Below are 13,127 nucleotides of genomic sequence, written 5' to 3'. Positions count from 1 at the left end.
GGATGTGCATGCCTACATTAATAGGTCAATTACAAGTAAATGTCAAGTAAATAACATGCCTACATTCAGGAACGCATGAAGCCGCCCAACTCGTTGATTCCAAAGGGAACTACAGGCCAAAAGGCCGCTGGGTGACCGAGGAACTTCGGCCTAGAAGGTCCCCGGGTAGGCCCCGCCGTCGATCAGCAGGCTCTGCCCCGTGATGTAGCCCGCGTGCGCGGAGCACACGTACGCACAGAGAGCACCCACCTCCTCGGCGCGGCCGAAGCGGCCGGCCGGGTTGTTGCGGCCGCGCTCCTCCCACAGCTGCGCGAAGGCCTTGCCCTCGGCCTTCACCAACGCCTCGACGTGATGGCGCTGCGCATCGGTCGCGAACACGCCGGGCAGGATGTTGTTGATCGTCACGTTGTGGCGCACGGTCTGCCGCGCCAGGCCGGCGACGAAGCCGACCAGCCCCGATCGCGCGCCGTTCGACAGCCCGAGTTCGGCCTGCGGCGTCTTCACGCTGCGCGAGACGATGTTGACGATGCGCCCGAAGCCGCGCTCGATCATCGGGTCGACCGTGCGGCGGATCATCTCGATCGGTCCCAGCATCATGGCGTCGAGCGCGGCATGCCAGTCGGCCGTGGACCAGTCGCGAAAGTCGCCGGGCGGGCGGCCGTCGGCGTTGTTGACCAGGATGTCGGGCGACGGGCAGGCCGCCAGCGCGGCATCGCGACCCGTGGCGGTGGTGATGTCGGCGACCACGAAGCGCAGCGGCGTGCCCGCCTCGGCCGACAGCTCGGCCGCCGCCTCGCGCAGCGTGGCCTCGGTGCGTGCGGCGATCACGACCTGCACGCCTTCCAGCGCGAGTTGCCGGGCGCAAGCGCGGCCCATGCCGCGGCTGCCGCCGAAGACCAGCGCCGTGCGCTGCGAGATGCCCAGGTCCATCGGGTTTCTCCTTGCGTGCCGCGGCTCAGGCCGCGGCGGTGGATTGGAAGGTGAAGCTGTCGCTGTACAGATGGTCGATGCTGGCATGGTGCGCCAGGAAGGCCCGCCTGGCGTCGCCGATCATCGCCGGGGAGCCGCACAGGTAGATGGCATGCTCCGAAAGATCCTCGAAATCTTCCTCGACGGCCTGCTGCACGTGCCCGCGCCGGCCGGTCCMGCCGGCGCCGGCGCGCGACAGCACGGGCACGTAGCGGAAGTCGCACAGCCGATCGGTCCAGGCCTGGATCTGGTCGTGCAGGTACAGGTCGGCCTCGGTGCGCATGCCCCAATAGAGGCTGACAGGCGGGCAATCGTCGTCGTCCATGAGCGACTCCAGGATGCTCTTGATCGGCGCCAGCCCGGTGCCCGTCGCCACCATCAGGAGCGGGCGGTAGTCTTCCGCGTGAAAGCAGAAGCTGCCATGGGGCAGCTCGACGGGCAGCCGGTCGCCGGGCTGCAGCCGGGCGGCGTGCCCGCTCGTGAAGCGGCCCTCCGGGATGCGCCGGATGTGGAAGTCGAGCGCCTGCGGATGCGGCCGCGACGCCATCGAGAAGCTGCGATGGCCGCCGTCCGGCAGCAGGATGTTGATGTACTGGCCGGCGCGATACAGCAGGTCGGCCTCGGGCGGAAGCTCGAGCGCCAGATGCAGCACGTCATCGCCGAGCGGCCGCACCGCCGTCACCGTGGCCAGGTGCCGCGCGGGCTCGGAGCACGGCGGCAGGCGCCGCGCGGCACTGATCACCAGGTCGCTGGCCGGCCTGGCCTGGCAGGCCAGCGCATAGCCCTCAGCCGCTTCGTCGGCCGTCAATCCGGGCGGGAATTCGTCGTAGTCCACCGTGCCTTCGACGAGCCTGATGCGGCAGGTCGCGCAGCCGCCGAAGCGGCATTCGTGCGGCAGCCGGAACTCGTGGCGCAAGGCGGCGTCGAGCACCGATTCGCCGGGCGCGGCATCGAAGCACTGTGCCGTCTCGAGCAGCTGGATGCGAAAAGCCATGGTCCGTCTTTCGAAACGTCGAGGCGATGCCGCCCTACTTCTTGATGTCGGCCTCGACCAGCACGACGTGGCCCTGGGCTTCGAGCCGTTCGTGCAGGGCTTGCAGCGCGGCCACGCCGCACTTCGTGTCCTGCTCGCCGTTGCCGCCCGAGAGGCCGACCCCGCCGATGACGTTGCCGTCGACCACGATAGGGAAGCCACCCACGAAAACGGCGAACTTGCCCTCGAAGCTCCACTGGATGCCGAAGGCCTCGTTGCCCGGCAGCGCGGGGCCGTTGGGCAGGGTGTTGAACAGATGGGTCGAACGCTTGTGGCCGGCCGCCGTGAAGGCCTTGTTCCAGGCGATCTGCGGGCCCGTGATGCGGGCGCCGTTCATGCGATCCATGGCGATCGGATAGCCGCCGTCATCGACGATGCAGATGGTTTCGAGCACGCCGATCTCTTGCGCCTTGCGGATGGCGGCGTCGATCATCAGGCGGGCTTCTTCGAGTTCGAGCTTGAGTGCGGTTTTCATGAGAGGTCTCTGCGAAAGGGAAAAGAGGGATCAGCAGCCGCGGTAGACGGTCTTGATCTGCGTATAGAACTCGAGGCCGGTGCGGCCCGACTCGCGGAAGGTCGAGGTGCTCGAGCGCTTCAGGCCGCCGAAGGGCGCGTTGATCAGGTTGCCGGTGGTGGTGCGGTTGATCTTCACCGTGCCCGACTGGATGTCCTGCGCGAAGCGGTGCGCATGCACCTGGCTGGTGGTGGCGATGGCGGCCGACAGGCCGTATTCGGTGTCGTTCGCCTTGACGATCGCGTCGTCATAGCCGTCGACCTCGATCAGCGCGATCACGGGGCCGAAGATCTCTTCGCGCGCGATGCGCATCCGCTGCGTCACGTGGGTGAAGATGGCCGGCGTCACGTAGAAGCCGTGGGCGAATTCACCCTCGGTGAGCTGCTCGCCGCCGCACAGCAAGGTGGCCTCCGACTTGCCGATCTCGATGTAGCCGAGCACCGTCTCCAGCTGCTTGCGGGTGGCGAGCGGGCCGAGGTCCATGCCCGGCGTCATGCCGCTGCCGATCTTCAGCGTGCGCACCTTGGCGACCAGCTTGTCGGTGAAGGCGCCCATCACGGCCTTCATCACCAGCACGCGGCTGGTGCCGGTGCAGGCCTGGCCGCTGAGCGACAGGCCGCCCTTGATGACGAGGTCGACCGCGCGGTCGAGGTCGGCGTCGTCCATCACGATCAGCGGATTCTTGCCGCCGAGCTCCATCTGGGTGCGCGTGGTCATGGCGGCCGCGCGGTGGATCTGCTCGCCCGCCGCCGTCGAACCGGTGAACGAGATGGCACGCACGGCGGGCGATTCGGTGATCACCGGCCCGACCTCCGAGGCGCGCCCCGTGATGAAATTGAGCACGCCCTTCGGCAGGCCGGCCTGGATCAAGGCCTCGGCCAGGCGCAGACCCGACAGCGGCGCGTCCGACGAGGGCTTGAAGACCACCGTGTTGCCGGTGATCAGCGCCGGCGCGATCTTGCGCGCCGGAATCGACACCGGGAAGTTCCAGGGGCTGATGACCGTCACCACCCCGAGCGGCTCGCGCTGGCTGTAGACCACCATGTCCGGGTCGTCCTGCGGAAAGGTCTCGCCCGAAAAAGACTGGCCTTCCACCGCGTAGAAGCGCAGCGTCTGCGCCGAACGCAGGACCTCGTCCCTGGCCTGGGCCATCGGCTTGCCCTCTTCGCGGGTCAGTTCCTCGGCGAACTGCGCGACGTGGGTCTCCAGGTACTGCGCGGCGGCGTTGAGGATCGCCGCGCGCCTGGACACCGGGGTCTTCTTCCAGCCGTCGAACGCCGCTGCCGCCGCCGCCACGGCAGCCTTTGCGTCCTCGGCGGACGAGGCCTGAAAGCGCCCCACGACCTCCCGCGCGTCTGCGGGATTGATGTTGTCGAAGGTGCGATCGGAACTGCTGGAAACCCAGGCTCCGTCGATGTGGTTCTGGAAGGGTGTCGATGAATCGTGGGTCATTTCGGCGCGTGGTGGCGGTTGAGTCAATAAGAGAATACTGTATACCAACAAAAACAGCAAGATCAGGAATCTCCTGTGAACGCAGGGTTGCAGAGCGGGTGATTATTGGTATACAGTATCCATACAAACCCAATTTCATCTCACCACTCGACCAGGAGCCCGCATGCCCGCCCTCATGAACCGCGACGAATTCCGGACCGCCCTCGAAAACGCCATCAAGGGCAGGAGCGCCAACACCTCCCCCTTCAGCCTGGCCTGGGCCGGCGGCACGCTGAGTCGTGCGCACCTGGCGCGCTGGGCCGAGAACCACTACCACTACGTCGGCCCCTTCGCCGACTACCTCGGCTATCTCTATGCCCGCATGCCCGACCGCTTCACCGAAGCGAAAGACTTCCTGCTGGCCAACATGTACGAGGAAGAGATCGGTGGCGATCGCCACACCGACCTGCTGATCCGCTTTGCCGAAGCCTGCGGCACCACGCGCGACCGCGTGATCGACCCCGACAACATGTCGCCGACCACGCGCGGCCTGCAAAGCTGGTGCTACGCGGTGGCGATGCGCGAAGACCCGATCGTGGCCGTCGCCGGCCTGGTGGTGGGCCTCGAGTCGCAGGTGCCGTCGATCTACCGCAAGCAGACACCCACCTTGCGCGAGAAATACGGCTTCACCGATGAGGAAGTGGAGTTCTTCGACCTGCACATCGTCTCGGACGAGATCCACGGCGAGCGCGGCTACCAGATCGTGCTCGAGCACGCGACCACCGTCGAGTTGCAGCAGCGCTGCCTGAAGATCTGCGAAGTCGGTGCCCAGATGCGCCTGCTCTACACGACGGCCCTGTACCACGACTACGTGGCCGTCGAAGGCGCCGAGGGCGCCGCGCAGCCGGCGGTGCTCGAAGCCGCCTGAGCATCCGGCCGATCCGCTTTCCAGACAGCCGCGCGCATGCCCATCATCACCTTCCACAAAGGCGGCCAGGTCTATCGCGACGAGGTCAAGGACAACACCAACCTGGTGGTGCGCGCCGGCATCAAGCAGTTTCCGTATCCCCACCTGCGCTACGAGTGCGGCATGGGCAAGTGCTCCAAGTGCGCCTGCCGCGTGCTGGCCGGCGCCGAGCACCTGCCGCCGCCGAACTGGAAGGAAAAGAAACAGCTCGGCGAACGGCTCGATGCCGGCTGGCGCCTGGCCTGCCAGCTCTGGGTGCAGCAGGACATCGAACTGGCGCAAGACGACGCGCTGCCGGCCTGACGACGCCCTTTGCCTCTTTGCCATGTACCTGATATTGACCAGCAAGCCCGGGCAATTCCGCACCGAACTCGTCGAGGGCCTGCGGCGCGTCGAGTCCGCCGACTACTTCTTCTTCGGCCGCTGCAAGGCGCGCTTCGTGATCGCGGAGGTCGTGTCGGACTGCCGCGTCACGGTGATCGACGAGACGCCGCCCGAGGTCGTCAACCACGTGCCGATCAAGTTCTTCGAGAAGTTCGAAACCGTCGAACTGGCGCGCGCCGCGCTGCGGCACCTGGTGCACGAAGGCGATGCCGACGTGGTGCTGGTGCCCAGTTGACACCCATGCCGCCGCCGGCGGCGGCCCCTCCCCCTTCCATGATCCAGATCACTTTTCTCAGCAACAACGCCAAGGTCGTTTCCGCGCCCGAAGGCGGCAACCTGCTGCGCATTTCGCTGCGCGAACAGGGCGGCATCCCCTTCAAGTGCGGCGGCGGCCTCTGCGGCACCTGCAAGTGCCGCATCGAGAACGGCGTCGAGCACACCGACGCCATCAAGGCCAAGGAAAGGAAGCACCTGTCCGAGGACGAGGTGAAGCAGGGCTGGCGCATGGCCTGCCAGACCTTCGTCCACGGCGACATCGCCGTGTCGTGGCAACCGCGCGACATCAAGAGATGATCGCTTCACTGCTGCCCGAGGGCATGAGCCTGGGCCACTACGCCGGCATGGCCGCGATGGTGCTGGTGGGCGCCTGCCTGCAAGGCATCGGCGGCGTCGGCTTCGCGATGTTCTCGGCGCCCATCGCCGCCCTGTTCTATCCCGAACTCGCGCCGGGCCCGCTGCTCGCGCTCGGCGGGCCGCTGGCCCTGATGTCGGCGCTGCGCGAGTTCGACCAGGTCGACTGGGCCGCAGCGGGCGTGGCGCTGATCGGCCGCGTGGTCGGCACGCTGGGCGCCGCGGTGTGCCTGCTGCTCCTGCCTGCCGAGCTGCTGACCGTGATGTTCGCGCTCTTCATCCTGGCGGGTGTCGTGCTGAGCCTGAGCGGCCGCCGCATCGACGCCTCGCGCGGCAACATGGTCGGTGCCGGCATCGCCTCGGGGCTGATGGGCACCATCACGTCCGCGGGCGCACCGCCATTCGCCCTGGTCATGCAGTACCTGCCGCCGCCGCGGCTGCGCGCCACGCTGGGCTGCGTGTTCTTCGTCGGCGCCGCCTTCTCGCTGGTGATGCTGGCGAGCGTCGGCCGCTTCGGCCGGCACGAGCTGTGGCTCAGTGCCTGGCTGCTGCCCTTGATGGTGGCGGGCTTTGCACTCTCGGGCCCGCTCCATCGCCGCGTGTCGCGCGGCGCGGTGCGCGGCCTGCTGCTGGCCCTTTCCGCCTTCGGCGCCATCGCCTTGCTGGTGCGCGAAGCCATCGCTTTCTGACATTTCGCGGGAGTTCGCCTTGCAACACATCACCGATTCGATAGTCGACACGCTGGTCTCGCCGGCCGATGCGCAAGAAGTGTTGCGCGACGCCTTCCTGCGTTTCGGCGAGGGCACGGCCGCGATGCAGGAGCGCATCCGCACCGAGGCCGGCGGCGTCAAGCTCTCGACGCTGGGCGCAGTCATCCCTGGGCAAGGCGTTGCAGGCGCCAAGGTCTACACCACGATCAAGGGACAGTTCTCCTTCGTGATCCTGCTGTTCTCGACCGAAGACGGCCGGCCGCTGGCGTCCTTCGACGCCGGCGCCATCACGCGGCTGCGCACCGCCGCCTGCTCGGTGATCGCCGCCCGCCATCTGGCACGCCCCGACGCACGAAGCCTGGCGCTGTTCGGAGCGGGTGCGCAGGGCCAGGCCCACGCGGTACAGATGGCGGCCGCCTTCGGCCTCGAAAGCATCCGCGTCTGCACGCCACGCCCTGCCGCGGGGCTGGCGGAAGGCCTCGCCGAGAAGTGCGGCGGCGTGCCGGTGCGGCTGTGCGATGCCGACGAAGCGCTCGACGGCGCCGACATCGTCGTCACGGCATCGCGCGCCACCACACCGCTTTTCCCGGGAGAGCGCCTGCCCACAGGCTGCTTCGTTGCCGCTGTTGGCTCGAGCCTGCCGCACACCCGCGAGCTCGACGACGTGGCGCTGTCGCGCGCGGCGCTGGTGGCGGTCGAGTGGCGGCGGCAGTCGCTGCGCGAGGCCGGCGAACTGGTTCTGGCCGCGGAAGGCGTGCTGCCCGATGAAAAGATCGTCGAGCTCGCGCAACTCGTGAGCGGCCAGGTGCCCGGACGCCGCAGCCCGGAGGAGATCACGGTCTACAAGTCGGTCGGAGTCGGCCTCGAGGACGTGGCGCTGGCCGGCCTGGCCTGGCGCCGGCTCGCCGGCGGCTGAGCCGGCAGCGTCTCAGTCGGGCGTCTTCGACGCCGAGGGCGGCGTCGGCGCAAGCGTCCCCGGGAGTTCGGCCGCGCTGTAGACATGGCGCGCCGCGAGCAGCGCCGCCAGTTCGGCATCGCCGGCCACCACGGCACGCAGGATGGCGGCGTGCTCCTGCCAGTTGGCGTGCATGCGTTCGCGGTTGTTCACGGTGAAGAAGAGCGCGGTGCGCTCGCGCAGCGAACGCATGATCTCCTGCAGCACCGAATTGGCGGCGACGTTGCCCAGCGCCTCATGAAAATCGAGGTTCAGGGCCGAGATGCGCGCCAGATCGTCATCGCTGGTGAGCTGCGAGCCTTCGGCCAGGATGCGTTCGAGCTTGGCGATCTGCGCCGGATCGTGGCGCCGCGCCGCCAGCTTGGCGTTGAGGGCCTCGAGCGTCGCGCGCACCTCGACCATCTCGTGGATCTGCTCTTTCGTGAAGGTGGTGACCGTCGCGCCGCGCCTGGGCTCGATGGCGACGATGCCTTCGGCCGCCAGGGCGCGCAGCGCCTCCCGGACCGGCATGCGCGAGACGCCGAGCTCCTCGGAAAGGCGGCCCTCGACCAGGCGCTCGCCCGGCGCCAGTTCCCCGCTCAGGATCCGCTCGCGCAGCGCCGTCAGGACAAGCTTGGTCAGCGGCGCATGGCGCTCGCCCAATTTGCCATCGATGTTCAGTGCTTCCATTGCTCGGCGCTACGCGGTATACGAAATCCACATTGTGCCCGCTTGAGCGACTTCAGCGTCACGCCCCGGGGCAATGGACGCAGACCCCATCGAACCGGGACGCGAGATCGGCCGACCGGCCTGGTGCCGAACACGATCCACACGTCGCACCCCGAGCCGATGTCTTCCGCCACCTCGAAGGCATCCGGATGCGAATCGGCCAGCAACGAGAACGCGACCCGCCGCATACCGGCCTTCGGGCAGCCTCCGAAGATCTTTCAGAAACAAGAGGGGATTTCTCGGAAAAGGCTGGCATGCCGAGTGAATCAAGAAGCTCTAGCATTGTTCGTTGGCCGCCGTGCAGCAGCAAGAGCACGCCTGAAGCCATCGCCGCGCTGAATCGCGACACGGCGAACGCGAATGTGGCCGTCGAGCGCAAGGACGTCCAGGCGCTGGAGGAGCAGGCTTACGCTCGGCAGGTCATCTCAGGCGCTGCGTTTCAGCAGGGCACGCAGTATTCCGACGAGGCGGTTCGCAAGATGTTCATCGAGGGAGCTCCATTTGTGCAACTTGTCAAAAATGAAGACGGTTCGGTCAAATATGGCGAGGACGGAAAGCCCGAATATCGCGTTCTGACCGACGAAGAGAAGAAGAATTTGAAGCCTGGACCGGATGGAAAAATTCACGTTGCGAATAATGGCATCTTCAATGATATCGATGCCGCTGCGATGTACGCAGCACAGCACAGCACAGCCGGAGATGAGGCGCAATATTTCGTTTATTTTCCAGAGGCAAGCAGCGTACCCGCCGAATTGATGATCGCCGGGTACATGAAACACCTCGAGAATCCGGCCATTGGTTTAACAAACGCCACGCAGGAGAACATTGACCTATTGAATACGTACGGTAGCGATGGACTGCATCTCGATGGACACAGTCGAGGGTCCATGACTGTCGGAAATGCCCTTGAGGCTGTCCAGGGCCAATCGAATTCCAATGGAGCGTTCGGGGGCATCACGGTAAATTTCTTTGGCCCTGCATATAACGTCCTCAAGGCTGACGGCATCCTCGCGAACCTGCAAGGAAGAGACGGCGTAGCTGACGCGAATCAGCGTGGCACCATGGTTTTGCAGTACCAGAACCATTTTGCGGACCCGGTGGGCATGCTTAGTGGTTTCAACTCGGGTACTGGCGGTACGATCCCTGACGAAACGAACAGCATTTGGGAGGCAATCAGGGCCGCCACGGGGCAGCCAACGACCGTCCATAACTGCTATGGCAAGGCACCGGCGACAAGCGGGTGCGGAAATTTTTGGCAGGATAGCGGGGGGTTGCCGCGCTATGTGCCGGCTCGCCCTACCATTCCCCGATAAGCCATGCGTGCCGTTATTTTCGGGTGCGGTGCCGCAATGCTTCTTTCTGGTTGCCTAGCCGGCGCGCCGCCGCCGCCGTCAATTTTCCAGACCTGGGCGCGGGACGGTGCGACTTCCGAAGAGGTAAAGGCTGCGCTTGTCGAATGCGGCTATGACAACCCTTACGTCGGATTCCCACGCTGGCATTCGCAACGGCTCGGAAGGACTGTAACGATGGACGACATTGCCAGGGTGGAGCTGTGCATGAAGGGCCGAGGTTTTCGGCAACTTCTAAATGGCGGAAGGACCGCTTGCGATCAAAGTAGATGGGCGGCGACCTTGGATGCGTGCAAAGAGACATTCAATTCGGTCGCTCCTGCTCGGCCATAAATAATTCCATCAATACAAGAAATCATAGAATTGCGATGAAACTTCGCCTTATATTTTCTTTTGGAGTTCTTGCCGCGTTAGTGGGGTGTTCAGCCCCCGGCCCTCGCTCCATGGATGACTTTGCCGTTAAAGCGGCCCCCTTGTTCAAAGACAAAAAGGGCAAGCTCTTGCTCCAGTGGATTCCAGGTTCACCAAGCGTCGCCGGGGCTATGGCTTCCGCCATGATTGGCAACGTGGGCCTCGACTCGCCTACAGTTGCGAACTTACATCGACACATCTCAGTCGCGGACACGACGCCGGTCAATCTCGCGGTTGCCGGTCAAGACAGCAGGTTTGCCGCGAAGGTGACCCTCTCCGCGCTAAACCAAGTTCCGGGCAGGCTGCCAATGCTCACTTTGGGCTTCATTGGTGATCCTGCGGACGCCGCCAAGGTTCGGACAGCAGTCGAAGCGAAGGGCGGAACCTTTCTGTTTGCTCCAGCACATTGAGCAGTCATCAATCGACGCACATTGCATCCCCGAAGGATCTCCCAACCCTCTGTCGATGAAACGGCCAGGGCTTTTTGTTTCAGCGGTGTAGATCGGAGTTGGGGCGACCGCGATTCGGAAAGTCGGAAGGTACCCCAAGCCCCCACGATGCGGGCGGTTGCATTTTTTTCGCTATTCAAACGGCGGCGTCTCACCCTCAAGCCGCCAGGTCTTCAACACCGGCACGAGCGCTGCCGATGCGATGGTGACCATGTGCGCGGTCACCCGACCCCCCTTGAACGCGACAACGAGTTCCGGACGCCCCTCGCGCAGCATCTGAGCGTTTCTGATGGGTCCAGCACGACCCTGATAGCGAACCCGGTCAGCGATGAATGTGGCGACCTCGATACCGCGTGCCTTGGCCCAACGACGTGCGAGCTCATCGGCTCCCGTCGCGCCACCCTCGATGAGCTGGGTGATTGGTTGGCGGGCGTGAACGCGGTCAAGGACACGAACAATGTATGCCCAGTCGTCGTAATTGCGACCACCACAGACAAGTACCCTCATGATGTGGCAGCCTCGTTCATGCTTTCTTACTAGTAATGCACTCGCCAAAAAAGCAAACCCCGCCGAAGCGGGGAGGGTTTGCAATGACTGTCGTCAGTGCGTTGTTCTGATCATGATAGTTCGACAAGCGACCCAGTGCGAGGCGACCGCGATGGGGATTGTGTCTCCAACAACAGCAAAGCCCGCACGATGCGGGCTTTTGTATTACGCGACCTTGTTCTGTCTGATTTCGCGAACGGCACCTTACCCGTTCGTCGACGACAAGTTCATGAACTCCACGTCCAACCTCACATGGCGTAGGGGCGTCGTGTTGGACCTTCGGCATGCGAGCCATAGAGTGCAAATCTCACACTCTCAAGTCCTCGTGGTCGATGGTGGCGTTGTCCTACTACAAAGGTTCGCCTGCTGATTGTGCCCAAGACTGTCCTGGTTGGAGTCATTCGCGCATGGCGTACTTGATGAAGCATTTGAGGCTGATCGGCAGGGTGATTTTGGTCATCGTGGCTGCACCAGTGGTCGTGCTCGTCGCGCTCGCAGTGGGTCCGCTGTTCGCGTTGATTGTCCTTCTGGCGCTTCCGTTCATCCTGGCGTTCGAAATCATTGACAGGAAACTCAAGGACGCTACTGCGAGCCAGGCTCTCGACGAACTGCAGAAGCTCTACCCGGACGTACCGCGGGAGATGCTTCGAGAATGGGACAGCCTGATGAAAGAGGATGCTCTCGACGTCGGCGACTTGCCGGTGCCGACTCATGACGGACCCCATGACAGTCCGGAGGATGCCCGGACGAAGCAACCTCAATCCGTGCAACAGGGTGAGCCGCCCTACTGAGGCGGCTTTTTCGCATCCGCGGGATCCACGCCGTACGTCGGTGCCCTACGTGTTGTCGACGGTAGGCGCGTCCGGCCCATTCAACCTGACCCAGTTGATCCCGTTGTCCCTGGCCGCAGGCGACGAGTAGGTCTCGCTCATCCCGATGATCTCCCCGTTGCCAGCCAAGAGAGTGAAATACGCTTGCCCGTTTGTCGCGGTCAGTCGCCGATATCGCATTTCCTGCGACGCGTTGTTCTTGACAGAGGCGATGCCACCCTGCGCATTTTGTTTGGTTGTGTAGCGTTCGCTGGTCAGAACGGTCTCGCCGTTGGCGGACTTCAGATTGAACATGAACTGCGTCCCACTGCGCTTGAGGTCGTAATGTATTGCCATGATTCCTTCTGACTTGATTGAGTCATTGATGGCCAGACTGCCGCCGGGCAGCCGTGGCTAGAGCGTCGCGCGAGTTGCCCGACGGCACACTCTCCTAGCCATTTCCGAGCGCGTCATCCCCAATGTGAGGGAGATGGCTCGACGAGTCCGCAACCTACGGCGCTGATCTGCGCGAGACGAGGCGGGAGGTCATAGACGACGAAGGCAACCGTACCCGAGCTCGCTCAAGCGGTTCGAGTCAGTTGCAGTGCGCCACTCTGTTCTGTACTTATCCCGCAGAGGCCGCGAGAGGGGCCTTGATGCGCGTGCCCTTGGCCAGGATGTCGGATGAGCGCGGTCCGGATGAAGGGCTTGGGATCGATGGTGTGATGGGCGACGTATAGGTCGATGGCCAGTTCGAGTTCTGCCACGCTGGTGAAGCTGTCACGCGGATTGCGCTTGTCGGTGATGTCGCGGAAGAAGCGCTCGGGCAAATCAGGCCGCAGGCCATACGTAGGAGCCTGCCGACCAGGGCGCGGCCTCGCGCGTCTCCCTGGCCGGTGCCGTGCCGGCCGTTCCTACTGAGCGGCGGAGACGGCGGAGGCGACCGCAGTCTTGCCTCCGGTCACCCAGGCGAACGCCTCGGAGCTCGCGGTGACGGACGTGGCGGCCTCGACGAAGCGCAGCTCGCCCTTTGCGGTCTCACCGGTAACGATTCCCGCCGCGGACGCCAGGGTCACCGCGCCGGCCAAAATGAAAGTCCATGTCGTGTTCATAGCAGCCTCTGTAGACGAGAGTTTGAGGCCAAAGAACCGGGCGAAAACGGCGGAAAAAGAACAGCAGTGTTCGTTCCGCGGAAACAATGGCACGGTCGCGCCCGCTCTCCGTGCAACAGATCGGGTGCCCGCGGTGGAAATGCCCGATGC

General features: G+C 64.6%; 18 protein-coding genes. 9 read left to right on the top strand and 9 right to left on the bottom strand.

The window, feature by feature from the left end; genetic code table 11:
* Window positions 1-150: 150 nt before the first annotated feature.
* Genes AC1DYK_RS34735 through AC1DYK_RS34720 form a run of 4 tightly spaced genes read right to left on the bottom strand, consistent with a single transcriptional unit; the run spans window position 151 to window position 3,968 of the window.
* Entirely contained in the window at window positions 151-930 is a 780-nt protein-coding gene (locus tag AC1DYK_RS34735; RefSeq protein WP_478170422.1) for an SDR family oxidoreductase, read from the bottom strand.
* Window positions 931-955: 25 nt separating this feature from the next.
* Window positions 956-1,963, bottom strand: a complete 1,008-nt coding sequence (locus AC1DYK_RS34730) for a 2Fe-2S iron-sulfur cluster-binding protein (RefSeq protein ID WP_478170421.1) — start codon at window positions 1,961-1,963, stop codon at window positions 956-958.
* 34 nt (window positions 1,964-1,997) lie between these two features.
* Window positions 1,998-2,477 (bottom strand): GlcG/HbpS family heme-binding protein, encoded by a 480-nt coding sequence (locus tag AC1DYK_RS34725; protein WP_478170420.1) that lies wholly within the window; start codon window positions 2,475-2,477, stop codon window positions 1,998-2,000.
* 30 nt (window positions 2,478-2,507) lie between these two features.
* The gene (locus AC1DYK_RS34720) at window positions 2,508-3,968 is read right to left on the bottom strand and encodes an aldehyde dehydrogenase family protein (protein ID WP_478170419.1); all 1,461 of its coding nucleotides are present in this window, start codon (window positions 3,966-3,968) and stop codon (window positions 2,508-2,510) included.
* Window positions 3,969-4,131: 163 nt separating this feature from the next.
* On the opposite strand from AC1DYK_RS34720, the gene AC1DYK_RS34715 reads away from it, so the two are divergent.
* From AC1DYK_RS34715 to AC1DYK_RS34690, 6 genes are read left to right on the top strand one after another with little or no spacing between them, the layout of a single operon-like run.
* The gene (locus tag AC1DYK_RS34715; protein ID WP_478170418.1) at window positions 4,132-4,875 is read left to right on the top strand and encodes a TenA family transcriptional regulator; all 744 of its coding nucleotides are present in this window, start codon (window positions 4,132-4,134) and stop codon (window positions 4,873-4,875) included.
* A gap of 36 nt (window positions 4,876-4,911) precedes the next feature.
* Entirely contained in the window at window positions 4,912-5,217 is a 306-nt protein-coding gene (locus AC1DYK_RS34710) for a 2Fe-2S iron-sulfur cluster-binding protein (RefSeq protein ID WP_478157843.1), read from the top strand.
* Window positions 5,218-5,239: 22 nt separating this feature from the next.
* On the top strand, window positions 5,240-5,533 hold the full coding sequence (locus AC1DYK_RS34705) for a ferredoxin (RefSeq protein ID WP_478157842.1): 294 nt from the start codon (window positions 5,240-5,242) through the stop codon (window positions 5,531-5,533).
* Window positions 5,534-5,571: 38 nt separating this feature from the next.
* Complete coding sequence (locus AC1DYK_RS34700; protein WP_478170417.1) at window positions 5,572-5,871, top strand: 2Fe-2S iron-sulfur cluster-binding protein; 300 nt, start codon at window positions 5,572-5,574, stop codon at window positions 5,869-5,871.
* A complete protein-coding gene (locus AC1DYK_RS34695; RefSeq protein ID WP_478170416.1) occupies window positions 5,868-6,617 on the top strand; it encodes a sulfite exporter TauE/SafE family protein in 750 nt (249 codons plus the stop codon). The genes AC1DYK_RS34700 and AC1DYK_RS34695 overlap by 4 nt, the downstream gene beginning before the upstream one ends.
* Window positions 6,618-6,636: 19 nt before the next feature.
* On the top strand, window positions 6,637-7,554 hold the full coding sequence (locus AC1DYK_RS34690) for an ornithine cyclodeaminase family protein (RefSeq protein WP_478170415.1): 918 nt from the start codon (window positions 6,637-6,639) through the stop codon (window positions 7,552-7,554).
* A gap of 12 nt (window positions 7,555-7,566) precedes the next feature.
* Here AC1DYK_RS34690 and AC1DYK_RS34685 read toward each other — a convergent pair whose 3' ends face one another.
* Window positions 7,567-8,262 (bottom strand): GntR family transcriptional regulator, encoded by a 696-nt coding sequence (locus tag AC1DYK_RS34685; RefSeq protein ID WP_478170414.1) that lies wholly within the window; start codon window positions 8,260-8,262, stop codon window positions 7,567-7,569.
* Between the two features lie 188 nt (window positions 8,263-8,450).
* On the opposite strand from AC1DYK_RS34685, the gene AC1DYK_RS34680 reads away from it, so the two are divergent.
* Complete coding sequence (locus AC1DYK_RS34680) at window positions 8,451-9,614, top strand: hypothetical protein (RefSeq protein ID WP_478170413.1); 1,164 nt, start codon at window positions 8,451-8,453, stop codon at window positions 9,612-9,614.
* 479 nt (window positions 9,615-10,093) lie between these two features.
* Window positions 10,094-10,471, top strand: coding sequence for a hypothetical protein (locus AC1DYK_RS34675; protein ID WP_478170412.1), 378 nt, complete (start codon window positions 10,094-10,096; stop codon window positions 10,469-10,471).
* Between the two features lie 171 nt (window positions 10,472-10,642).
* Here AC1DYK_RS34675 and AC1DYK_RS34670 read toward each other — a convergent pair whose 3' ends face one another.
* Window positions 10,643-11,017 (bottom strand): DUF2493 domain-containing protein, encoded by a 375-nt coding sequence (locus AC1DYK_RS34670; RefSeq protein ID WP_478157841.1) that lies wholly within the window; start codon window positions 11,015-11,017, stop codon window positions 10,643-10,645.
* A gap of 446 nt (window positions 11,018-11,463) precedes the next feature.
* Between AC1DYK_RS34670 and AC1DYK_RS34665 the strand changes: the two genes are divergently transcribed.
* Window positions 11,464-11,847, top strand: coding sequence for a hypothetical protein (locus tag AC1DYK_RS34665; protein ID WP_478170411.1), 384 nt, complete (start codon window positions 11,464-11,466; stop codon window positions 11,845-11,847).
* A gap of 45 nt (window positions 11,848-11,892) precedes the next feature.
* Here the strand turns inward: AC1DYK_RS34665 and AC1DYK_RS34660 are convergent, their stop codons facing one another.
* From AC1DYK_RS34660 to AC1DYK_RS34650, 3 genes are all read right to left on the bottom strand, one after another.
* On the bottom strand, window positions 11,893-12,222 hold the full coding sequence (locus AC1DYK_RS34660; protein WP_478170410.1) for a YegP family protein: 330 nt from the start codon (window positions 12,220-12,222) through the stop codon (window positions 11,893-11,895).
* Window positions 12,223-12,446: 224 nt separating this feature from the next.
* Window positions 12,447-12,695 (bottom strand): hypothetical protein, encoded by a 249-nt coding sequence (locus tag AC1DYK_RS34655; RefSeq protein WP_478170409.1) that lies wholly within the window; start codon window positions 12,693-12,695, stop codon window positions 12,447-12,449.
* An 84-nt stretch (window positions 12,696-12,779) separates the two neighbouring features.
* Window positions 12,780-13,127: hypothetical protein (locus AC1DYK_RS34650; RefSeq protein ID WP_478170408.1), on the bottom strand; the 348-nt coding region annotated here is incomplete at its 5' end.

The sequence above is a fragment of the Variovorax sp. P2_H12 genome (genome assembly GCF_056403395.1).
Note: the sequence above shows the minus strand (reverse complement) of the source record. Positions and strands in the feature narration are given on the sequence as shown.

What these genes read in the sequence shown, in the direction of transcription:
- AC1DYK_RS34735 (WP_478170422.1), bottom strand. Translation starts at nt 930, where the DNA reads ATGGACCTGGGCATCTCGCAGCGCACGGCGCTGGTCTTCGGCGGCAGC.
- AC1DYK_RS34725 (WP_478170420.1), bottom strand. Translation starts at nt 2,477, where the DNA reads ATGAAAACCGCACTCAAGCTCGAACTCGAAGAAGCCCGCCTGATGATC.
- AC1DYK_RS34720 (WP_478170419.1), bottom strand. Translation starts at nt 3,968, where the DNA reads ATGACCCACGATTCATCGACACCCTTCCAGAACCACATCGACGGAGCC.
- AC1DYK_RS34715 (WP_478170418.1), top strand. Translation starts at nt 4,132, where the DNA reads ATGCCCGCCCTCATGAACCGCGACGAATTCCGGACCGCCCTCGAAAAC.
- AC1DYK_RS34710 (WP_478157843.1), top strand. Translation starts at nt 4,912, where the DNA reads ATGCCCATCATCACCTTCCACAAAGGCGGCCAGGTCTATCGCGACGAG.
- AC1DYK_RS34705 (WP_478157842.1), top strand. Translation starts at nt 5,240, where the DNA reads ATGTACCTGATATTGACCAGCAAGCCCGGGCAATTCCGCACCGAACTC.
- AC1DYK_RS34700 (WP_478170417.1), top strand. Translation starts at nt 5,572, where the DNA reads ATGATCCAGATCACTTTTCTCAGCAACAACGCCAAGGTCGTTTCCGCG.
- AC1DYK_RS34695 (WP_478170416.1), top strand. Translation starts at nt 5,868, where the DNA reads ATGATCGCTTCACTGCTGCCCGAGGGCATGAGCCTGGGCCACTACGCC.
- AC1DYK_RS34685 (WP_478170414.1), bottom strand. Translation starts at nt 8,262, where the DNA reads ATGGAAGCACTGAACATCGATGGCAAATTGGGCGAGCGCCATGCGCCG.
- AC1DYK_RS34680 (WP_478170413.1), top strand. Translation starts at nt 8,451, where the DNA reads ATGCGAATCGGCCAGCAACGAGAACGCGACCCGCCGCATACCGGCCTT.
- AC1DYK_RS34675 (WP_478170412.1), top strand. Translation starts at nt 10,094, where the DNA reads ATGGATGACTTTGCCGTTAAAGCGGCCCCCTTGTTCAAAGACAAAAAG.
- AC1DYK_RS34670 (WP_478157841.1), bottom strand. Translation starts at nt 11,017, where the DNA reads ATGAGGGTACTTGTCTGTGGTGGTCGCAATTACGACGACTGGGCATAC.
- AC1DYK_RS34665 (WP_478170411.1), top strand. Translation starts at nt 11,464, where the DNA reads ATGGCGTACTTGATGAAGCATTTGAGGCTGATCGGCAGGGTGATTTTG.
- AC1DYK_RS34660 (WP_478170410.1), bottom strand. Translation starts at nt 12,222, where the DNA reads ATGGCAATACATTACGACCTCAAGCGCAGTGGGACGCAGTTCATGTTC.